This window comes from Paenibacillus eucommiae (assembly GCF_017874215.1).
In the GTDB taxonomy this organism is placed as follows: Bacteria; Bacillota; Bacilli; order Paenibacillales; family NBRC-103111; genus Paenibacillus_AI; species Paenibacillus_AI eucommiae.
On the sequence record NZ_JAGGLB010000008.1, the window covers coordinates 259,528 to 280,578 of the forward strand.

Consider the following 21,051-nt stretch of genomic DNA (forward strand, 5'->3'; position numbering starts at 1 on the left):
TAATTGTTTTTATTTACTTGGATATTCTGCCCTCCCCTAGCCCATCCTATAAGCTAGCACAGGCTTTACACGGAGGGATTTTCATGAAAAAACTGCTTATATTTGTTTCCTTTGTTACCATATGCGCCATTCTCTTATCTGGCTGCGGTATGATTGTAAACAAGCCTCAACATGATATGCAGGAGGAAGCACAGACCACTGTTCCTGTCCCCCTGCAGATCTCAACAGCTGAAGCGGGTAATTTGCAGCCCGGCCCGCAACCGGGAATAGCGGCTCCTCAACCAACACTTTCTGTGGAGTCCACTTCTAAGCCATCCCCTTCACAGCCTTCAGCTAAGGAAACAACTGTACAAAGTAAACATTCGAGGAAGCCGGAGCCAACTAAAAAGCCTTCTGTACCCGTTCATCAAAACCAAGGCAAACGCAAAGCAGCCGCCAGAAGCCTTACTCTTACAGAGCTTGTGCGTAAATACCCAAACATCCTTAAGCTTAGAGGATCATCGAAGGAGAAAAAAGTAGCTCTAACCTTCGATGATGGCCCTGACTCCAAATTTACGCCTCAAGTACTGGACGTACTTAAACTTCATCATGTGAAAGCAACTTTTTTTCTTGTCGGAACTAAAGCGGGCTCTCATCCTGAGCTTGTGCAAAGAATCGTCCGTGAAGGACATATTATTGGAAACCATTCCTATAATCATGCTTTCTATCCCAAGCTTTCTCAAGAAAATTTTGTGAATCAAATTGAAAGCACCCAAAATGTTTTGAAAAAGCTGACCGGTTATGCACCCAAACTAATACGTCCTCCATATGGGGCCATTAACGAACAGCAAGTCAAATGGTTATCCAGCCATAATTACCTGATTGTTAATTGGAATGTGGATTCACTGGATTGGAAGCAGCTCGGTAAAGACAAAGTACTGCAGACCATTCTCCAGCAAACAAGACCGGGTTCCATTATTTTGCAGCATTCAGGCGGTGGAGACAAGCAGGATTTAAGCGGGACAGTTGAGGCCTTACCTCTCGTCATTCAAAAGCTAAAAGCCGATGGATACCAGCTGGTAACCGTTCCAGAGCTGCTGCAAGTTGCCAAAAATTTATGAGAAAAAGTCAATCCAGGTTAGCCAGCTTTAGCTTGATTTGTCTGACCTGGTGCATTTGGAGCTGTTCAGCTGCTTGATCAGGCGTTTCCTCTGCCATCAGCAAGCTGAGCAAATGCTCCAATCTGCGCCGTTCATTTGCTTGCTCGCGGAGATGAGGCGCTATGCTTCTATCCTTTTTTGATTGTTCATACTCATCGTAGGTTCCCTCGAACAATAAGGAATGACCATCACCTGTCAACCAAATCAGCTTATTGGCCAGCTTACGGATCAGAAAGCGATCATGCGACACAAGGACCATCGCTCCCGGATAATGCTCAAGTGCCTGTTCGATGCGTTCCCTCGTATCAATATCCAAATAATTAGTAGGTTCATCCAACACAAGTAAATTTGCTCCGCTAAAATATAGCTTTAAAAAAGCAGCTCTGCACTTCTCGCCCATACTTAAATCTTTAATTTGTTTGTGGACATCATCTCCTGAGAATAAAAAGCAGCCCAATATCGTTCGAGCTAGTGTTTGCGTCATTGAAGGCAGCGAGAGCAAGCAGTCAAGTAGGGTGTCTTGTTTATCCAAATTATCAAGCTCCTGTGAGAAATAGCCGAGCTTTAATTGTGGGTGATGCCTGACTATTCCCTCGGTTGGAAATAAGCTGCCAATAAGCAGCTTTAACAGCGTGGTTTTGCCAACACCATTTGAACCAAGTACGGCCAGCCGGTCCCCTCTGACTATTTCAAACTGCAGTTCACGGAAAAGCATAGCTGCTCCCTGCTGAAATGAAAACGAAACTTGCTCCATCCGCACAAGCGAATGTCCGGAGAAATCACTCCCCTCCAGCTTCATATGCAGCCCTGCTGCTTCACGCGGCTTCTCTACCCGCTCCGCCTCCAGCCTTTCCAACTGCTTCTCCTTATCTTTTAGGCGCCCAATATGTTTCCCGGAACGCGCTTGAAAATACCCCCGCTGAATAGGCACTTCTGCTTTTCTGGCATTCTTTTCTCCCTGAATAAACCATTGTCTGTAAGTACGGATTGAAGCCTCCAATTGCTCACGCTGTTGTTTTTGCTTGCGATACTCTGTCTCCTGTGTTTTCACTTCAATTTCCCGCTGCCGTACGAAGTCGGAATAACCCCCATGATATTTTTTACTCCCATTTGGTGTAATTTCAATCAAGCTATCCGCTAACCGGTCAATGAAGTATCGATCATGAGAAACGAACAAGACCGTTCCCGTATACCCTTGAAGCCATTGTTCCAGCCATTCCAGCGACTCTCCATCCAGGTGATTCGTCGGCTCATCCAGCAGCAGCAGCTGCGGATTCCGCACCATCAAGCGCGCCATCTGTGCCCTTGTCTTCTGACCGCCGCTGCATACATGCAGCGGCAAATCCCAAAGCTCCCGTCCAAGCTTTAGCTGCAGCAGCTTTTTTTCCACCTCAATTTCCCAATCATAGCCGCCTAGTTGAATATACCGCTCACTTGTCGCAGAGTAGCGCAGCAGCAAGCTCTCCATATCGCTTGTATCAGCTTTCTTCATGCTGGCCTCCAAGTCGCTAAGCTCACATTTGCAGGCATAAAGCTCAGGACTTCCTGACTGTACATATGTCTCTATCGATATTGAATCCGAAGCCTCAACCTGCTGCTCCAGCCAACCCCACTCCGTGACAGGCAGCTTCCGTTCAATCGTCCCCTTATCCGGTTGAATAGTACCGGTTAGCATATTCAGCAGTGTAGTTTTACCAACCCCATTCCGTCCGAACAATGCAATCCGCTCTCCAGCGTGCACTTCAACGTTTACCTTAGTAAATAACACAGCTCCAGCAGCTTCCTTCGAAAGATTTGTAGCTTTTATAAGTAATGTCATATAGATGTCCTCCCTTGTGTTGAAATACAAAAAAACTGCAGGCAGCAGCCCACAGTCAGGAAGAACGAATTCAAATGAAATTGTATGCAAAAAAGGAATAAGCTTAAATAGCAGCCCTCGGTTAAATCAGGCGCGCAGCTTAAATTCTGAACATCAGTCTCCCCTTTTGGACATACGATCCCCACTCGCTCTACCTGTTGTAGAGTCTGCCTTCTCATATAATGAAAAGCAGAATTGAGTTGGGCGTAATTACTTCACCGTCCGGGGTACCTCCGAGTTCTAAGAATGGCTCCATTATAAAGGATACACGCAGTATTTGGCAAGCGCTAAATGGATAAAGTGTGTACTATTGAGTGTGCTATATTATAACAGCGAAATCGAGGACCGTATTATTTCCTTCGAAAAATTCTCACCTATAAACACTCCCACATCTCTAACCCCGTCTGGAGGAGTAATTTTAACAAAGTCAACCTCGCCATAGGCATATTGAAACATAAACCTGCTCTGTGTATCTCTAAATGTTACAATTCCTTTTGCCCGATAAATGTCATCCGGCAGTCTGCTTATAAAAAGCTCAAATTCATGACTATCCATTGACTTATCAAAATAATGCGTATACGCGATTACATGCTCATGTGAAGAATGTGCCTTGCATGGATTGTGCTCATGCTGTTTCTCTTCCCGTTGTCCCCGCTGCTGCTGTCCATTTTCATACTCCTGATCATGCTTTTGTTCCAATACTTCCATAAGTTCATGTGTGATCTGGGCATGTACGGACTGCTCCAAATAGGCCTTCGGATTCCAATCCCGCAGCAACTGCTCCACTTCCGGCAAATCTGAAGGAACCACCAGATCCGTCTTGTTCAAAACCAGCACACTCGCGCAGCGGATTTGCTCCTGCATAAGCAGGAACGTTTTGCCTGCACTCGTCCGGCTTAGCTGCAGCAGCTGCGGGGCATCAACAATTGATATGACAGATTTTAATTCCACAGGAAGCGTGAAGCTGGCATCTGTAACCTCATCTACAATTTCAAGCGGATGGGCAACACCCGTTGATTCAATGAAAATTAAATCCGGCTGATGGGCAGCCAGCAGCTCACTTAGCGTTATTCCCAGATCGTCACGGATCGTACAACAAATACATCCACTCAGCAGTTCTGCCATCGGAACCGTTCTGTCGATTAACAAACCGTCTAAATTAACTTCACCAATTTCATTCATAATGACCGCAGGCTTTCTGCCCAAAGCAGTAAAATAATCAATGACTTGGGTCAAAAAGGTCGTTTTGCCGCTCCCCAAAAAACCGGACAAAATATATACAGGAACAGCAGGCTCGGTTCTCCTCGTATTCTCCATTGGCTTAACCTCCATCCATATGTGCTTTCAGTTCTACCTTGTAATCATATCTTCAAAATAATTAATCCCAATAGCCTCACGCACTTCACGCATCGTTTCTTTGGCGATTGCTTGTGCTTTACCTGTTCCGGCAAGTAGTATTTCATCCACATAACCAGGCTTGCTTTTATAGACTTGTCTTCGCTCACGCATTGGTTCAAGGAGCTCATGGAGAGTATTCGCAATCTTTCCTTTACAATCCGCACAGCCGAGTTGTCCCTCGGAGCAAGCTTTATGAATATCAGCAGCTATATCAGGTTGAAAGGCAGCATGATAGCCATATATGGGACAAATATCCGGATGTCCGGGATCGTTTTTATGAACACGGCTTGGATCCGTCTTGGCTTTTTTCAACTTCTCCTCCACTTCCTTCTGGCTCGAATCCAGCAGGATGGCATTGCCAAGGCTTTTACTCATTTTATGATTTCCATCTATACCTTCCAGCCGCGGACCGACCAATGCCTTTGGCTCAAGCAAAATTGGAGCATATAGATCATTAAAACGTCTAACAATTTTCCTCGTCTGTTCAATATGAGGCAATTGATCTTCCCCAACCGGAATTAGCGTCGCTTTACAAAACGTAATATCAGCCGCCTGACTGACCGGATAACCGAGAAACCCATAGTACATATCCGTGCTGCCACGCTGCTTCGCTTCCGACTTAATCGTAGGGTTATGACGCAAGGAATTGACCGTCACAAACATTGAGAAATAAACAATCAACTCAGCAATTTCCGGAATCATAGATTGAATAAACAGCGTAGATTTAGCGGGATCAATGCCCACCGATAAATAATCCAGAGCTACTTCTCTAAGATTAGCTTTAATAAGCTCAGGGTGATCGAAATGCGTTGTGAGTGCCTGTACATCAGCCAGCATCACAAAGGATTCGTACTGCTCCTGCAAACTTACCCGATTTCTCAAGCTCCCGGTGTAATGGCCAAGATGAAGCTTGCCAGTAACGCGGTCTCCAGTTAATACACGTTCTTTCATAAGACTTCCTCCTCGAAAAATGATATGTCCAGAATTGAACTGCTTCTACTGAAAGTATGTTTCGCCAGCACCAGCCATCATCCATGGCCATCACCCCCTTTCCAATATAAAAAAACTCCGTCCCTTAAAAGGACGAAGTTGAATTCGCGTTACCACCTTGTTTAGTTAGCTTGTCGCCAAGCTGACTCTCTCTACAGGTACAGCAAGCATCCAAGACGCTTACGATACCCTGTCTCCTGTATCGGTGAGACTATCCGCCTTTCCTACTGCCCGTTCGGATCGGCACTCAGAAGCCCATTCGACGTTATTCCAGCACTGATTCACACCAACCATCAGCTCTCTGAAGCCATCCTAACGTGTACTCTTCTTCTTCATCGTGTACTATTTTTTTATTACTTTATCACAAATTCTGAAACCCTACAAGCAGCTGGTGAGCCTAATTAATGAAAGATAGATAATGAAGCATAGTTAACGAAACATATTCCACAGCTTTATCTTGTGAAACGGATTTGCCGGATCAATTTGCTGCGAAATAACAAAATCAATAATCGTGTTACTCTGCTCTTCACTAAGCTTTTCTCCAAGCGCCTTAGATACAGCACCCAGCAATCGGCTGATTTTGGCTTTATTCTGCAAATCTTGAGCCGTTACACCATGCAAAATCTGCTTGACTCGTTCCTTGGTTTCCCGGTTCTTAAATTTTACCTTTACGCGTTCTACCCAAACAGGATCTATCCCATACTTCTCATAAACCTTCATCCTTTCAGCACCTCCGATCCCTCTCCTCTTCTAGTCTATGAGGGAGGTCGCGGAATTCTTCCTACATCTTGAAGGAAATTGAAAGATAGATGATTGCTTTAGTCGAGTACATCGCTGTCGAACACCTGCTGACGCTGCAAATACTGCCGCAGCCCGGCGTACTCCACTCCAGTCCAGAAGGCTTGTTCAGCTACTAGCTCTGCAGCATCGTCACGAGCCTCTTCCATGACAGCAAAATCGACCATCATATCGGCGAGCCGGAACTCGGGCAGTCCGCTCTGCTTCGTGCCGAAGAAATCTCCCGGTCCACGCAGCTCCAGGTCGCGCCTGGCGATCTCGAAGCCGTCCGTCGTCTCCGTCATTGCTTTCATACGTTCCTTGCCTACCTCTGTCTTCGGATCAGCGATAAGCACGCAGTGCGACTGCTGCTCACCCCGGCCTACTCTGCCGCGCAGCTGATGCAGCTGTGAGAGACCAAAGCGGTCGGCATCATAGATGACCATCAGCGAAGCATTCGGCACGTCCACGCCAACCTCAATGACTGTCGTGGAAACGAGAGTCTCCACGATACCATCCTTAAAGCCCTGCATCACTGCATCCTTTTCCTGAGCGCTCATTCGTCCATGCAGCAGCCCGACTCGCATACGTGGAAAATGCTGCTGCAGCTGCAGGTGAACATCAATCGCGTTCTGGACATCCAGCTTCTCTGATTCCTCAATGAGGGGACAGATCACATACACCTGCCGTCCGCCTGCAACCTCTTTATCGATAAAGCTATGTACCCGCTCGATCATGGATTCCCGCACCCAATACGTCTTGATTGGCTTGCGCCCTTTGGGCAGCTCACGCAGTGTGGAGACGTCCATATCACCAAATGCCGTAATGGCCAGTGTACGTGGAATCGGCGTCGCGGTCATAGCCAGAACATCGGGATTCATCCCTTTACGGCGTAGAATACTGCGCTGATTCACACCGAAACGATGCTGCTCATCCGTTACGACAAGACCCAGCTGGCGAAAATAGATGTCCTCTTGAATTAACGCATGAGTTCCAACAATAAGATCAACCAACCCCGTCTGCAAAGCGGCTAGTATATCTCTTCGCTGACGTTCAGTGGAGCTTCCCGTGAGCAGAGCGATCTGCACTCCATGCGGCTCGAACAGCTTGTCCAGTGAACGTTTGTGCTGCTCGGCAAGAATCTCTGTAGGCACCATCAATGCCCCCTGATTGCCAGCCTTAATAGTCGCGAAGAGGGCAACAGCAGCAACAACCGTCTTCCCTGCACCAACGTCTCCCTGCAGCAGCCGGTTCATACAATAGGGCTGCTGCAGATCCTGCAAAATTTCCGCAATGACCTGCTTTTGTGATTCCGTCAGCTGAAAGGGCAATGAACGCACAAACGCGCGGACGCCAGGCAATTCAATCTGTTGGGCAATGCCATCCGCACGGCGGCGGTTGACAGCTTTATAAGCTTGCAGCTTTAGCTGGAAAAGAAACAGCTCTTCATACACCATGCGGCTTCTGGCCTTTTGCCCTTCATGGATATCACCCGGCAGATGCACAATAGCTAATGCTTTTCCCCTGGACATAAAGCCATACTTTCGGATCAGTGAAGCAGGCAAAACCTCACTAATCATCGCCCCATACTGCGTTAATGCCTGCTTGATTACCTTGCGCATCCATTTTTGGGTAAGCGAGCCTGCTACAGAATAGACCGGCTGCACAGTTCCCGTCTTGGTAGCCCCTGGACCAGGAAATTCGGAATCGGAAACGGTCAGCTGCATGCGTCGTCCGTCCCATTTACCCGTAAGCAGAATGTCCTGCTGCACCTGCAGCTTTTCTTTCAAGAAGTGGCGGTTAAACCAAACGGCAGTAATGAAAAAAGCGTCGGCCATAACTTTGCAAGACAGCCTGGACTTGCCTCCATAACGCTGCAGTACCGGCTCGCCAACGATCTTCCCTTGTATGGTAATCCGGTCTCCGTCCTTCACTCCAACTAAATCTCTAATTGTATAATCCTCGTAGCGAAAAGGAACATATTCAATGAGGTCTGCAGCCGTAAAAATGCCCATAGCGTTGAGCTCCTCAACCTTCTGGGCGCCAACTCCACGGACATCGCGTACTAGTATCAGATTCAGATCCATTGCGCTACACCGGTTTAATGAACGCAGCCGAAGTTCCTGGTCCGGCATGGGCACCGATAACCGGACCTAGGATGATATACTCCACGCTTAGCACTTCAAAATTGTCTTCAATCAGCCCGCGAAGCTGATCTGCCGCCTCCAGATTGTTGGCATGGGCGATAACCAGATGCAGTGCTTTGCCAGGAATATCCGCCTGCATAAGCTCAATAATGCGGGCCATCGCTTTTCTCTGCCCCCGCACCTTATCAATCGCGGCCACAACGCCATCTTTGTCGATTGAAAGAATGGGCTTAATACTAAGAAGCGAGCCTAGTACTGCAGATGCCTTGCCGATTCGTCCCCCTTTTTGCAAATAGGACAATGTATCGACCAGGAAATAAATTTTATAATCTTTTCTGATATTTTGAATTAGCGTCAGTATTTGCTCTACACTGTGTCCTTCTCTTGCAGCTTTTGCCGCTGCTACCGCTAATACGCCAATCCCATATGAAGCTGATAAGGAATCTACGACATTCACCTTGCCCAGCTTTTCTTCTTCCATCATGTTTCCGGCAAGCACAGCCGACTGATAGGTCCCGCTTAGCGCGGACGATAGGTGAATCGAAATGATTTGCGTACCTGGCTCTTCAGCAAGCCTTTTGTAGACCTCCATGAATTCAAGGGGAGAAGGCTGGGAAGTTGTAGGAAGTGCCGCCGTGGATACCAGCTTTTCGTAAAAAGATGCTGATTGCAGCGTCACTGCATCCAGGAACGTTTCGCTGCCAAAATGAATTTTCAACGGAACCATCTCTATTCCAAGCTCTTCCCGTACAGCTAAAGGAATATCTGCCGTACTGTCAGTGACGATACGAATGCTGCTCACTTGAACCCACTCCTTCCATCAAATTTCATTCTACTGAGAAAATATAAGGATAAACTGGCTGCCCTCCGGAATGGAGCTCAACTTCCAGCTCCGGGTACATCTCCTGGATAAAAGCTTCCAGCTCCTCCATGTCTTCTTCCTTAGCTGTATCACCAGTCAGAATAGTCACGATTTCGGAGCCTTCTTCAATCATATCCTGCAGCAGCCTTTTGCTTGCATCCATGAGCGCCGGCTCAGAGCTTACAATGCGGCCATCGTGTATACCTATGAAATGCCCGAGCTTAATCTCGATACCATCCATCTGTGTATCCCGTACAGCGTGAGTGACTTGTCCGCTCTTAATGCGTCCGATGGCGGAAGTCATTGCTTCACTATTGGCAAGTGGTTCCGAGTTCTCTTGAAAAGCCAGAATCGCGGCCAGTCCTTGCGGAATCGATTTGGAGGGAATAATGATGACCGTCTTGCCCTCCACTATGTCCTTAGCCTGCTGCGCAGCCAGGATGATATTCGAATTGTTAGGCAGAATGAATACAGTCTGCGCATCGATACGCTGCACTGCATTCACCAGATCCTCCGTGCTCGGATTCATCGTTTGTCCTCCGGACAAAACTACATCAACGCCGACACTTGTGAGAATCTCCTTAATACCTTCGCCCATCGCCACTGCAACAAAGCCATAAGGCTTTAGTGGTTCTTTGGCCAGATCAGGTGCTGTCGTGCCGCCCGGGCTCGCGCTATGCGCCGTACCTTCCAAAATATGTGTATGCTGATCGCGCATGTTTTCAATTTTAATTCTGCTGAGGTCGCCATACTTCATCGCCAGATTCATCACTTCACCTGGGTATTCGGCATGAATGTGGATCTTGACCAATTCCTCATCAGACACTACCAAAAGCGAATCCCCCAGCTTCTCCAGCTGATTGCGGAAAATATCCTCGGCAAATGGCTGTCCAGGCGTCTTGCCCGGCGCAATCGTCAGCATAAATTCTGTACAATATCCAAATTCAATATCCTCTGTAGCCAGATGCGCCTGTACCGGACGATTCCCCTGCAGCTGGTGGGCTTCCTGGGCCAAATTCATTGCAGAAAAAGCCGGCGGTGCGGAAGAAGCTCTTTCTGAATATGTTCCTGAACCAATTTCCGGACTCATAAAGCTATCCGTGAAATTGGATTTTCCACTTCCACTCCGCAAAGCTGTTACAAAGCCCTCATAAATGCAGACTAGCCCTTGTCCTCCTGCATCAACAACCCCGACCTGCTTCAATACAGGAAGCTGCTCTGGCGTTCGGGCCAATGCCTCCTCAGCTTTTACCAGCACCTCTTGCATAAGCTCAAGCACATCGGCTGCCCGCCTGAACAACACAGCTTGCTTGGCGGCCTCCTTAGAAACTGTTAAAATCGTTCCTTCAACCGGCTTAACTACGGCCTTGTAGGCCGTTTCTACACCTTGCTGCAAACCGGCAGCGAACTGTACAGAATCCACTTCATCGAAATCATGGACATACTTGGCGAAGCCGCGGAATAATTGGGATAAAATAACTCCTGAGTTCCCGCGCGCGCCCATTAATAAACCCTTGGAAAGAGCGTTTGCTACATGTCCAATATGCGAGGATGGCTTCTTCTTCAATTCCTCCACACCAGAAATAAGCGTAAGATTCATATTTGTACCTGTATCCCCATCAGGAACGGGGAACACGTTAAGTCCGTTAACTCTATCCACATTTCTGCGAAGGTTTTCTGCACCCGCGAAGACCATTTGGGCGAAGTCATTACCATTTATCGAGTTGAAGCGCTTACTCAAGATGCACTCTCCTTCGTGCCTAGCGGGCTACACGTACTCCCTGCACAAATATATTTACATCATCTACATGCAGACCTACTACTTCATTTAAAATGTACTTGATCTTCGTCTGCACATTGTTAGCCACAACTGAAATTTTGGTTCCATAGCTGACAATAATATAAAGATCGATTTCAAGTCGATCCGCTTCACGGCGCACTTCAACCCCGCGGCTCAAATTCCCTTGACCCAGCAGCTCTGCGATGCCATCCTTTAGCTGCTTGCGTGAGGCCATGCCTACAAGTCCATAACAATCCAAGGCAGCAGAACCTGCCAGTGTAGCGATCACATCGTTGGTTACAAATATTTTGCCGAATTCTGTTGAAAGCTCGATTGTCACTGATCACCGTCTCCTTTACATGGGTGTAGGGTCTTAGCTTATTGTACTATAATCATCCAAATAAATAAACGCCAACGACAAAGAAGCGACAAAGAAGCAACGAAGAAGCAGGAAAGAAACAGGAATTCATTGACTGGGCTCTTAACGCTGTGGTATTATGTTTAAGTGTGTTTTAACTGGTGAAACAATAACTACAATGAAAACAAATGACGAAAGCTGTCATGTCGAGCTCAGGCTTGCCAACCAGGCTGCTTTGTATAATACCGAAGGAGGTGTCAAACATGTCCCGCAAATGCTTTATTACAGGTAAAGGACCAGGCACTGGTAATCACGTGTCACACGCTAATAATAAAAACAAGCGCACTTGGGGCGTTAACGTCCAAAAGGTTCGCATTCTAGTTGACGGTAAACCAAAACGCGTATATGTAAGTACTCGCGCGCTTAAGTCCGGTAAATTAACTCGCGTGTAAAGCCAAAAAGCACCTCATCGGTGCTTTTTTTTGCGTTTATGGGGGAGAAGAAGCCAACCTTAGTGTTTACTGAAGGTATTCAATACGGCTTTAACAAGTCCGCCCAGAAATTTTGGTAGCTTGATTGTATAGAACTTCATCCTCTACCCCTCCTTAGAGTTTGCTTTAACAATACTGACTTCGTAGCATTGGCCCTGAGTTTTGCTATACGGCAATGCATCTTCAAGGTCACCAAATTTTCACGTTACCATAGGATATGCCCAAAGCTGAAGACAGTGCATGCCTTTGAACAAAAAAAAGCTACAAGAACGCTAAGTCTCTTGTAACCATATGTATGCAGGGCATATTCAGATATTCTTCATATATTGGGAAAAAGCAAAAGCAATGTTGAATATGAAATACAGCAGCACGGAAAGAACAATAAACCAAATCCGCAAGCTCTTGCTCTCAAATTGGCGAAAGAATCGAATTCCCGCGTAGATTGCCCCAATACTGAATAAAAACTTGCTGAGATCTTGAATGTTGGAATAGAACGTAAGCAAAGCACCGCAGATGACACTATATATAAATAACCAGGTTATTCTCATAACTTCCGCCGCTTCCTTTCAACCCCGAATTCGTCTGATGGCTTCCGCGCGGCTTGGCTGCCCAAATATAGCATTTCCGGCTACCAGAACGTTGGCACCTGCCTCTACTACCTGTCTGGCAGTCATTTCATTAATGCCGCCGTCCACCTCGATATGCAACTCGTCCAAACCAAGCTTCACTGCCTTCTCACGCAATAAACGAATTTTTTTTAGCATCTCAGGAATAAACTTTTGACCGCCAAAGCCAGGGTTAACTGTCATAATCAGCACAAGATCAATATCCGCATTCAATACATATTCGATAGAGCCCAGAGGGGTCGCCGGATTAAGCACAACCCCCGCTTTGGCACCATTGTCTTTAATAAGATGCAGCGTGCGGTGCAAATGCTTACAGGCCTCCACATGTACAGAGACATAGTCGGCACCTGCCCGGATAAAATCAACAATATACCTTTCCGGATTCTCAATCATCAGATGCACATCCAGCGGAAGCTTCGTGTGAGGCCGGATCGCTTCCACCACGGCTGGCCCAATTGTGATATTGGGAACGAAATGTCCATCCATAACATCGACATGGATCCAATCCGCTCCGCCAAGCTCCGCTTCCTTAATCTCGCTTCCAAGCTTGGAGAAATCTGCTGATAAAATAGAAGGTGCAATCATAACCATCGGTTTAATACCTCTTCTTTCTATTCTTCATTTCATGAAGAAACGTTAGATAGTTTTCATAACGGGATGGTGCGATGTTGCCCTCTGTTGAGCCATCACGAACCTTGCAATCCGGTTCATGAAGATGTAAGCACCCCCTGAATCTGCATCCCTCAGCGACCGCCGCGAACTCTTTAAAACAGCTGCTCAGCTCTTCAACCTCAATCTCCATGAAATCCAATTGACTAAAACCAGGAGTATCTGCAACAAACCCACCATTCTCTAACGGCCAAAGCTCTACGTGACGGGTCGTATGCTTCCCTCTGCCAAGCTTCATGCTAATAGCATTGGTTTCTATATCCAGATTGCTGTTCATCGCATTAAGCAAGGAAGATTTACCCACACCCGATTGCCCGGAAAAAACGCTAATCGTGTTTGCCAAACGCTTTGAAACCTCTTCTATCCCTTGCTTTCGTTTAGCACTGGTAATAACAACTTCATAACCAATCGTTTCATAAAGCTGAAATACCTGATGAAGCTTAGATTTAAGCTCTTCATTTTGCTCTGACGAATTGAAGTCCAATAAATCATATTTGGTGAAACAAAGCAGGGCATCCAGACCGGAATGAGCAACATGCACAAGAAACTTATCCAGCAGTTGAAGATTCAGAGCCGGTTCCGTTACAGAGAACACCAATACAGCCAGCTTTGCGTTCGCCATCGGCGGACGGATAAGCTCAGAAGTGCGGGGGAGAACTTCTGTAACCGTCCCCTCCCCATTTTCTGTAAGCTCATAAATGACCTGATCTCCAACAAGCGGAGAAATGCCTCTTTTCTTAAATACGCCTCTTGCCCGGCATTGAATGACCGCTTTCGTGTGGAGGTTCGCTTGCTCAGGCAGTACATAATAGTAGCCGCTCAATGCTTTGACAATCCAACCTTGCGGCATTAGAGTCTGCCTCCGATCCCAAGCTGATGAAAATTACCGTTGATATGGTTTACAGCCACTGCATCCGTAATGACGGAACTATGCTGCGAACCTATTGCATACTGGCCTTTGAATGCATCTGCACTCGGCATCTCGGTTTCCGTTGATGCTGGACTGCTAACTGGTGTTGGACTTGGAGAAACAGACTCAGAAGGAGTCGGTGTTTCTGTCGGGCCGCCATTTTGCTCAAACAGATAATCCTCGTAAGTGCGGGTAATCGTATTGACCAGCTTTCCGTCAACTTTGACCAGGACCACTGCTTTACTGTCTGGTGAAACGATAATATTCACACCAATTGAAGTTGTCTTATTGATCGAATTCGTACTGTATTCGTAGTTATCGTACTGTGCGTCGCTAACTATAATGCTGTAGGAAGAGGATTTGCCTTCCTCCGCTGGGCTAACCGGTACGCTGACCAGAATCGGCCCCGCTTCCGCAGGCAGACCATCGCTGATTATTAAACTGCTAATCTCAGCACCCGGAGACACTTCACTGCCAGGTTCATAAGGGAACTGCTTGATTACTTTGCCTTTCGGCTGCTTATAGCTCTTTTCACGTTTGATGCCTTCCGCAGCCAGCTTTAACTTGGAATCAGCAATTTTCTTCTTGGCCTCAGCCTCAGTTAATCCAACTAAATCTGGCATAGCAATTTTCTCTTGCCCTTTACTGACTTTGAACGTAATGGTTACGGTCGCAGGATCGAATTCTTCACCCTCAGTCGGCGTTTGTTCCAATATCGTACCAAGTGGTTCATCACTGAACTCCTCATTCACGACAATTTGCGTATCCTTCACACCCAACGCCACAAGCTTCGCTTTGGTTTCATTTAAAGTTTGACCAATATAGCTTTCTAATTTAGGCTTCTCCGGTCCATCACTGACATACAAAGTAATAATACTGCCTACATTTACATTCATCTCTAACGGTTCCTGGCGGAAAACAATGTCTTTAGGTTGCTCATTCCTTTCACGCACAACGCTAGACTCCAAGTTAACAGCCTTCAATTCTGCTTCGGCTTTCTCCAAGGTCATCGTGGTTACATTGGGAACGAATACCTCTTCCGTAGTGATTTTACCTTTCACAAAGCCTACCAAATACCACATAAAGGCCAGCAGGATCAGCAAAATAACTATCCATATTACAGGCTTAACCCAGCCATTTTTCTTAACAGGCTCTACCTCGGCTGCTTTGGACACAACAGGACTCTCGGACTCTTCCTCGTAGTGACTGCCAAATTGATCGGCACGAATAGCCGGCATGACGATCGTACGCTCTTCATCCATGCCTTCAGGTTCCCAGAACGTAACCTTCGATTCATTACGCCGCTCTGGCAGCAGGCAGGTTTCAAGATCGTCCAGCATCTGCTTCGCCGATTGATAGCGCTCATCTGCTTTTTTGCGCATCGCCTTCAGAATCACGTTCTCCACGCTTTGCGGGATTAGCGGATTCACTTTGCGCGGCTCCTCCACGTCCTCTTGGAGATGCTTAAGAGCAACACTGATAGGGCTTTCCCCGACAAAAGGAAGCCTCGCAGTAAGCATTTGGTACATGACAATGCCAAGCGAATAAAGGTCAGATTTCGCTCCAGCATTCGTCCCTTTTGCATGCTCAGGAGAAAAATAATGCACAGAACCCATCACAGAGCCTGTTTGTGTTATGGTAGACGAAGTAGCTGCTCTGGCAATGCCAAAATCTGTTACCTTCACACGTCCGTTCTTGCCGATAAGAATATTGTGCGGCTTAATATCACGATGAATAATCTCATTATGATGGGCATGATCAAGTGCATCGGCAATCTGGCTTGCATAATGCACAGCTTCCTCAACCTGAAGCGGAGCCTTCAACTTAATGAGATCATTAAGCGTTGTGCCCTCAATATGTTCCATAACAATGTAATGAATGTCGCCTTCCTGGCCGACATCGTAAATACTGACAACATTGGGATGAGAGAGAGAAGCGGCCGACTGAGCTTCGCGCCGGAAACGACGAATGAAATCCTCATCATGCACATACTGCTGGCGCAGCACCTTAACGGCCACCTTACGATGGAGCAGCAAATCCTGCCCTTTATATACGAGCGCCATGCCGCCGCCGCCGATGCGTTCCAGAATTTCATATCTTCCTCCGAGCTTTTTACCGATCAATCCTCATCACCCCTTTCCTTCAGCGGTATCGATATCTTGACTATGCTTCAGCAAAATAACGGTGACATTGTCGTCTCCACCCGCATCTAGCGCGCTTTGGATAAGCTGTTGTGCAGCAAGCTCAAGATTCGCTTCCTTCTTCACATGATTCCATATCATGTCCACATCAATCAGACCGCTTAAGCCGTCCGTACACAAAAGAACAACATCCCCGGGCTTCCATGTGTATTCATAAATGTCCACTTCTACTCCTGGTTCTGTCCCAAGGGCTCTAAGCAGCACATTTCTGCGTGGATGCTCACTCGCCTCTTCCGCAGTAATTTGACCTGTTTTCACAAGCTCATTCACCAAAGAATGATCCTCTGTTAGCTGAAGAATCGATTCACTATTGATTTTGTAAGCTCTGCTGTCACCAATATGACCAATCAGCAGCAGTTCCTGCGAAGCAAGTACCACCACCACAGTAGTCCCCATTCCGTGGTAGTTCTCCCGCTGGGTTGCAAACTCAAATATGGTTTCATTTGCTGCTTCAATAGCTTGAATAAGCCTTCTCTTTCGCTCCTCGATAGACATCTCGCTGCGAACGACCTGAAGTCCTGCCTGTATCCTTTCAATGGCCATCTGGCTGGCGATATCTCCAGCTTGGTGTCCGCCCATTCCATCTGCAACGATAGCTAGCGACAGCCCATTCAGCTCCTGCTGAACAACCGCACGATCCTCGTTGACAAGACGAACCCTTCCGATATCCGTTTGGCTCACCATCAACATTTCGGTTTCACCTCATTACTTGTTCTTCATATGCTTGGCTCGCAGTTGACCACAGGCTGCTGCAATATCACTGCCCTGCTCACGGCGTATGGTTGCATTGATTTTATTTCGTTCCAAAATCCGCTGAAACATAAAAATATCATCTCTAGGCGTTCTTTTAAAATCCCGTTCTGCCACATAATTTACCGGAATCAAATTAACATGGCTGAGCGGCATTGCTTTGAGCACCTGGGCCAATTCCTCGGCATGCTCGGGCTGATCATTGACTTCCCCCATAAGAGCATACTCGAACGTAATCCGGCGACCGGTTGTGGCTGTATAATATTGACAAGCCTCAATCAGGTCTTTAAAAGGAAACCTCCGGTTTACCGGCATCAGCTTGGACCGCAATGCATCATTAGGCGCATGGATCGAAATCGCCAAATTCACCTGCAAATTCTCATCCGCGAACTTGTAAATATTCGGCACGATTCCACTGGTCGATACAGTAATATGTCTTTGCCCGATATTAAGCCCCTTCGGATGAATCATTATTCTGAGAAAATTCATCGTAGCTTCATAGTTCTCGAACGGCTCGCCGATTCCCATTATGACAATCGAGCTGATCCGTTCCTCTTCATCGTCAAGCAGCTTTTGCGCCTTAACCACCTGGGCAACAATTTCTCCGGCAGTTAAATCGCGCTTCAGCCCGCCCAGCGTCGAGGCACAGAACGTACAGCCTACCCGGCAGCCTACTTGTGTCGTTACACAAATACTATTGCCGTAGCTGTGCTTCATAATCACTGTTTCAATCGCATTCTTGTCGGATAGCTCAAACAGAAATTTGACGGTACCATCCTGTGACTTATACTTTGCGATTTCATGCAGTGTGACGAACTCAAACTGCTCTGCGAGCTTATCTCGCAAGCCTTTTGGCAAATTCGTCATTTCTTCGAAGCTGAGAACCCGCTTCACATAAAGCCAATCGAACACTTGCCCGGCACGAAAAGCAGCTTCGCTGTTCGTTTTCATCCATGCCTGCCACTCTTCTAAAGTTAAATCATAAACAAACGGCTTCATAGTTATCACAACCTGCACCTTTTTAAAAAACTTTTTTTGTTAATCTTATGTATTTTAACACAAATGAGAGCCGAACACACAGTCCTCTTGTTTCAGCCTCTGCTTTAGCGGTCCTGCTTCTTCAGTCTGGCAATAAAAAATCCATCCGAGTGGAACTCATATGGGTAAATCTGAACGCATCCGGACTGCAGCGCAGCTTCGGAGATTCCTGAATCGGCAAATGTCTGCTGCGGAAATGGCGTCAGTTGAAACTCGGGATGGTCCGCCAGAAACCGCTTTACCTGCTCCTCATTCTCTTCGGCCTCAAGTGTACACGTGCTGTAGACAAGAATTCCACCCGGCTTCAAAAGGCGGTGCACTTGATTTAAAATTTGCTGCTGCAGCTCACTGATCTCCTTGATTTCCGCCTCCTGCTTGGCCCATTTAAGATCAGGCTTGCGCCTGATGACGCCAAGTCCTGAGCAGGGGGCATCCAGAAGGATGCGATCAAAGGATTCCTCTGCAAAATGTGCCTCCAGCCTCGTAGCGTCCAAGACGGATGCTTGAATAGAAGCAAGTCCAAGCCTCCTTGCCTGAGCTTCAATAAGCTGCTGCTTATGCTCATAAAGATCGCAAGCTTGAATGCTGCCCTTATCATGCATTTTCTCTGCCATATGAGCCGTTTTGCCACCAGGAGCGGCGCAGCAATCCAGAACCTTCATGCCAGGCTGAGGATCAACCGCTTCAGCAACGAGCATAGAGCTCTCATCCTGTATGGAGAAAGCTCCTTCTTGAAAGCGTGAATCCATCGCCATATTACCGGCACCGCGAACAAGAATACCGGCTGGCGCCAGCATGGAAGCCTCTGCGCTAATCCCGCTCTCGCGCAGCTGCTCAAGCAGCTCTACACGGCTATACTTCATTGTATTGACACGAATGCTGACATGCGGGGCTTCATTGTTAGCCGCACATATTTGCTCCGTCACTTCAGGGCCGAACTGCTTGATCCAGCGCCCTACCAGCCAATCCGGATGAGAGTGCAGCAGCGCAATCCGCTTTTTATCGCCCATCTGCGGCGGCAAAACAAGCTGCTCCTTACTACGCAGCACATTTCTCAGCACCCCATTGACCATTCCCGATATTCCCTGATGTCCTCGGCGTTTGGCGATATTAACGGCTTCACTGACAACAGCATGATCCGGAACACGTTCCAAATACATGAACTGATACAGACTAAGCCGAAGCAGGCATTTCACCCACGGCTCCAGCTTTCCCAACCCTTTAGCCACGAAACGCTCAAGGAAGAAATCCAGCGTATTGAGTCGGGCAATGGTTCCATACACGAGCTCAGTAGCAAGTGCGGTATCAGCCCGCTCCAAAGTATATTTTTGCAAGGTTTGGTTGAGAAGCAAATTGCTATAGGACTGATTTTCTTCAACTCTAACAAGCACATCCAGGGCTGCATCGCGTGCAGAGTGCTTGGATGTGCTGTCTTTAACCGTCAGCTTATTTGTTTTGTTTGACTTACTTGGCTTGTTTGTATGACTTGTGGTGCCTGCAGCACCGGAGCTTGATGCTTGTCTGCCTCCAGTGCTGCTATTTGTATGCTTGGACAATAGAAAAACCTCTTCCATATGGAACGAAAGCGTTACGGTTACTGAGAACCGAGCACAGTTCCGTCCGGGATGCTGGAGCCTTTAATAAATTGTGCGACCTCCATCGCCTTTTTGCCTGGCGGCTGAATTTCGGTCAGCCAAAGGGTACCGTCTCCGGTCTTCACCTCAATGCCTTCTGGCCGGCTCTGCAGCACAGTTCCGGGCACTGGCATTCCAGCGGGTAAATCCCGCTTCAAGCCGTCATTCGATTCTCTTTCTCCTGCCGGCTCCGGCTTGCGGCTGGCCCAAATTTTCATAACCTCATGGTTCCATGTCGTGTAAGCGCCCGGGAAAGGATTCAAACCACGAATTTGGTTGAAAATAGACAACGCTGAGCGGGACCAATCGATCCTCTCATCCTCACGCTTAATATTCGGTGAATAGACAGCATCCGCTTCATTCTGCACAGAAGCCTGTATGCGGCCTTCCAGAAGCTCAGGCAGGGTGCTTTTCAGCAATCCCGCACCCGCTGCACTTAGCTTCTCAAACATCGTTCCGGTTGTATCCGAATCCGCAATAGGCACTTCCACCCTGCTGATCATATCTCCTGTGTCCAGGCCTTCTGCCATGTACATAATGGTTACACCAGTAACAGGTTCACCCTGCATAACCGCATAATGAATCGGTGCTCCGCCCCGATATTTGGGCAGAAGCGAAGCATGGATATTAATACAGCCATGCGCAGGCAGATCCAGAACCGATTTAGGCAAGATTTGCCCATAAGCGGCAGTCACGATTAAATCAGGCTGGAACGCTCGCAGCAGCTCCACAGAATCAGCCTGGCGCAGCTTCTCCGGCTGCAGCACCGGAATGCCATGCTTCTCAGCCTCCACCTTCACGGGGGGCGGTGTCAAAATGCGCTTCCGCCCCTTTGGCCGGTCAGGCTGGGTAACTACAGCAACAATGGAATAGCCTTCTTCGATCAGCAGTTGAAGGGACGGTACTGCAAACTCAGGCGTGCCCATGAAAATGATCTTCACTCGGCATCTTCCTCTTCTTCGTCCTCTTCCCTGTACACCTTAAGTGCCAAGTCCGTAAACAACACACCATTTAAATGATCGATCTCATGTAAAATACAGCGGGCCAAAAGCTCCGAGCCTTCAATCACAATATCATTCCCGTAACGATCCTGACCCTTTGCGGTTACATTCAGGGGTCTCTTCACATCTCCGCGAAGTCCGGGAATACTAAGACATCCTTCAGGGCCAGTCTGCTCTCCGCTGGAAGCTATGACCTCCGGATTCACCATCTCGATCAAGCTGTTTTCCTCGCCGACGTCCATCACGATGACCCGCTTGAGAACGCCCACCTGTGGAGCCGCCAGACCTACACCTGGTGCATCATACATAGTAGCTGCCATATCGTCCAGCAGCTTATGCAAATTTGAATTAAATTTCGTGACCTGCTTTGCCTTTTCCCGCAGCACGGGATCTGGATCTTTAACAATGATTCGAATACCCAA

Annotated in this window: 20 protein-coding genes and 1 other annotated feature; of the genes, 2 read left to right on the forward strand and 18 right to left on the reverse strand. The window is 47.5% G+C overall.

The features are described 5' to 3' along the window. The first annotated feature begins 83 nt into the window (after positions 1–83). Entirely contained in the window at positions 84–1,100 is a 1,017-nt protein-coding gene (locus J2Z66_RS14595) for a polysaccharide deacetylase family protein (protein ID WP_209972167.1), read from the forward strand. Positions 1,101–1,107: 7 nt separating this feature from the next. On the opposite strand, the gene abc-f is transcribed toward J2Z66_RS14595, so the two are convergent. From abc-f to J2Z66_RS14635, 8 genes are all read right to left on the reverse strand, one after another. After that, positions 1,108–2,958, reverse strand: coding sequence for a ribosomal protection-like ABC-F family protein (gene abc-f, locus J2Z66_RS14600; protein WP_209972168.1), 1,851 nt, complete (start codon positions 2,956–2,958; stop codon positions 1,108–1,110). Positions 2,959–3,321: 363 nt separating this feature from the next. Next, positions 3,322–4,314, reverse strand: coding sequence for a CobW family GTP-binding protein (locus J2Z66_RS14605; RefSeq protein WP_209972169.1), 993 nt, complete (start codon positions 4,312–4,314; stop codon positions 3,322–3,324). Between the two features lie 33 nt (positions 4,315–4,347). After that, positions 4,348–5,346, reverse strand: coding sequence for a tryptophan--tRNA ligase (gene trpS, locus J2Z66_RS14610; RefSeq protein ID WP_209972170.1), 999 nt, complete (start codon positions 5,344–5,346; stop codon positions 4,348–4,350). A gap of 125 nt (positions 5,347–5,471) precedes the next feature. Further along, positions 5,472–5,730: a binding site (T-box leader), on the reverse strand. 84 nt (positions 5,731–5,814) lie between these two features. After that, positions 5,815–6,105 carry a stage VI sporulation protein F gene (locus J2Z66_RS14615; RefSeq protein ID WP_209972171.1) on the reverse strand — a complete coding sequence of 97 codons (291 nt, stop codon included), beginning with the start codon at positions 6,103–6,105 and terminating at the stop codon, positions 5,815–5,817. 98 nt (positions 6,106–6,203) lie between these two features. After that, positions 6,204–8,249: an ATP-dependent DNA helicase RecG gene (gene recG, locus J2Z66_RS14620; RefSeq protein ID WP_209972172.1), complete on the reverse strand. Its 2,046-nt coding sequence runs from the start codon at positions 8,247–8,249 to the stop codon at positions 6,204–6,206. Positions 8,250–8,253: 4 nt separating this feature from the next. Beyond that, on the reverse strand, positions 8,254–9,111 hold the full coding sequence (locus J2Z66_RS14625) for a fatty acid kinase binding subunit FakB (RefSeq protein ID WP_209972173.1): 858 nt from the start codon (positions 9,109–9,111) through the stop codon (positions 8,254–8,256). A gap of 25 nt (positions 9,112–9,136) precedes the next feature. After that, a complete protein-coding gene (locus J2Z66_RS14630) occupies positions 9,137–10,912 on the reverse strand; it encodes a fatty acid kinase ATP-binding subunit FakA (RefSeq protein WP_209972174.1) in 1,776 nt (591 codons plus the stop codon). Positions 10,913–10,931: 19 nt separating this feature from the next. After that, complete coding sequence (locus J2Z66_RS14635; RefSeq protein WP_209972175.1) at positions 10,932–11,291, reverse strand: Asp23/Gls24 family envelope stress response protein; 360 nt, start codon at positions 11,289–11,291, stop codon at positions 10,932–10,934. Positions 11,292–11,572: 281 nt separating this feature from the next. Here J2Z66_RS14635 and rpmB point away from each other — a divergent pair, with 281 nt between their 5' ends. Further along, positions 11,573–11,761, forward strand: a complete 189-nt coding sequence (rpmB, locus tag J2Z66_RS14640) for a 50S ribosomal protein L28 (RefSeq protein WP_209972176.1) — start codon at positions 11,573–11,575, stop codon at positions 11,759–11,761. A gap of 59 nt (positions 11,762–11,820) precedes the next feature. Here rpmB and spoVM read toward each other — a convergent pair whose 3' ends face one another. From spoVM to def, 10 genes are all read right to left on the reverse strand, one after another. Then, positions 11,821–11,901 carry a stage V sporulation protein SpoVM gene (gene spoVM / locus J2Z66_RS14645; RefSeq protein WP_209972208.1) on the reverse strand — a complete coding sequence of 27 codons (81 nt, stop codon included), beginning with the start codon at positions 11,899–11,901 and terminating at the stop codon, positions 11,821–11,823. Between the two features lie 207 nt (positions 11,902–12,108). Then, complete coding sequence (locus J2Z66_RS14650; RefSeq protein WP_209972177.1) at positions 12,109–12,348, reverse strand: hypothetical protein; 240 nt, start codon at positions 12,346–12,348, stop codon at positions 12,109–12,111. An 18-nt stretch (positions 12,349–12,366) separates the two neighbouring features. Beyond that, the gene (rpe, locus tag J2Z66_RS14655) at positions 12,367–13,017 is read right to left on the reverse strand and encodes a ribulose-phosphate 3-epimerase (protein WP_209972178.1); all 651 of its coding nucleotides are present in this window, start codon (positions 13,015–13,017) and stop codon (positions 12,367–12,369) included. Positions 13,018–13,021: 4 nt separating this feature from the next. Continuing rightward, positions 13,022–13,945, reverse strand: coding sequence for a ribosome small subunit-dependent GTPase A (gene rsgA, locus J2Z66_RS14660; RefSeq protein ID WP_209972179.1), 924 nt, complete (start codon positions 13,943–13,945; stop codon positions 13,022–13,024). Beyond that, entirely contained in the window at positions 13,945–16,128 is a 2,184-nt protein-coding gene (gene pknB, locus J2Z66_RS14665) for a Stk1 family PASTA domain-containing Ser/Thr kinase (RefSeq protein WP_209972180.1), read from the reverse strand. Before pknB ends, rsgA begins: the two co-directional genes overlap by 1 nt. A gap of 6 nt (positions 16,129–16,134) precedes the next feature. Then, positions 16,135–16,896, reverse strand: a complete 762-nt coding sequence (locus J2Z66_RS14670) for a Stp1/IreP family PP2C-type Ser/Thr phosphatase (protein WP_209972181.1) — start codon at positions 16,894–16,896, stop codon at positions 16,135–16,137. A gap of 15 nt (positions 16,897–16,911) precedes the next feature. Beyond that, complete coding sequence (gene rlmN / locus J2Z66_RS14675; protein WP_209972182.1) at positions 16,912–17,955, reverse strand: dual-specificity RNA methyltransferase RlmN; 1,044 nt, start codon at positions 17,953–17,955, stop codon at positions 16,912–16,914. 104 nt (positions 17,956–18,059) lie between these two features. Next, positions 18,060–19,550 (reverse strand): 16S rRNA (cytosine(967)-C(5))-methyltransferase RsmB, encoded by a 1,491-nt coding sequence (rsmB, locus tag J2Z66_RS14680; RefSeq protein WP_376774403.1) that lies wholly within the window; start codon positions 19,548–19,550, stop codon positions 18,060–18,062. 38 nt (positions 19,551–19,588) lie between these two features. Then, complete coding sequence (gene fmt / locus J2Z66_RS14685) at positions 19,589–20,569, reverse strand: methionyl-tRNA formyltransferase (RefSeq protein WP_312894560.1); 981 nt, start codon at positions 20,567–20,569, stop codon at positions 19,589–19,591. Continuing rightward, the gene (gene def, locus J2Z66_RS14690; RefSeq protein ID WP_209972184.1) at positions 20,566–21,051 is read right to left on the reverse strand and encodes a peptide deformylase; all 486 of its coding nucleotides are present in this window, start codon (positions 21,049–21,051) and stop codon (positions 20,566–20,568) included. Before def ends, fmt begins: the two co-directional genes overlap by 4 nt.

What these genes read in the sequence shown, in the direction of transcription:
- J2Z66_RS14595 (WP_209972167.1), top strand. Translation starts at nt 84, where the DNA reads ATGAAAAAACTGCTTATATTTGTTTCCTTTGTTACCATATGCGCCATT.
- abc-f (WP_209972168.1), bottom strand. Translation starts at nt 2,958, where the DNA reads ATGACATTACTTATAAAAGCTACAAATCTTTCGAAGGAAGCTGCTGGA.
- J2Z66_RS14605 (WP_209972169.1), bottom strand. Translation starts at nt 4,314, where the DNA reads ATGGAGAATACGAGGAGAACCGAGCCTGCTGTTCCTGTATATATTTTG.
- trpS (WP_209972170.1), bottom strand. Translation starts at nt 5,346, where the DNA reads ATGAAAGAACGTGTATTAACTGGAGACCGCGTTACTGGCAAGCTTCAT.
- J2Z66_RS14615 (WP_209972171.1), bottom strand. Translation starts at nt 6,105, where the DNA reads ATGAAGGTTTATGAGAAGTATGGGATAGATCCTGTTTGGGTAGAACGC.
- recG (WP_209972172.1), bottom strand. Translation starts at nt 8,249, where the DNA reads ATGGATCTGAATCTGATACTAGTACGCGATGTCCGTGGAGTTGGCGCC.
- rpmB (WP_209972176.1), top strand. Translation starts at nt 11,573, where the DNA reads ATGTCCCGCAAATGCTTTATTACAGGTAAAGGACCAGGCACTGGTAAT.
- spoVM (WP_209972208.1), bottom strand. Translation starts at nt 11,901, where the DNA reads ATGAAGTTCTATACAATCAAGCTACCAAAATTTCTGGGCGGACTTGTT.
- J2Z66_RS14650 (WP_209972177.1), bottom strand. Translation starts at nt 12,348, where the DNA reads ATGAGAATAACCTGGTTATTTATATATAGTGTCATCTGCGGTGCTTTG.
- rpe (WP_209972178.1), bottom strand. Translation starts at nt 13,017, where the DNA reads ATGGTTATGATTGCACCTTCTATTTTATCAGCAGATTTCTCCAAGCTT.
- rsgA (WP_209972179.1), bottom strand. Translation starts at nt 13,945, where the DNA reads ATGCCGCAAGGTTGGATTGTCAAAGCATTGAGCGGCTACTATTATGTA.
- J2Z66_RS14670 (WP_209972181.1), bottom strand. Translation starts at nt 16,896, where the DNA reads ATGTTGATGGTGAGCCAAACGGATATCGGAAGGGTTCGTCTTGTCAAC.
- rlmN (WP_209972182.1), bottom strand. Translation starts at nt 17,955, where the DNA reads ATGAAGCCGTTTGTTTATGATTTAACTTTAGAAGAGTGGCAGGCATGG.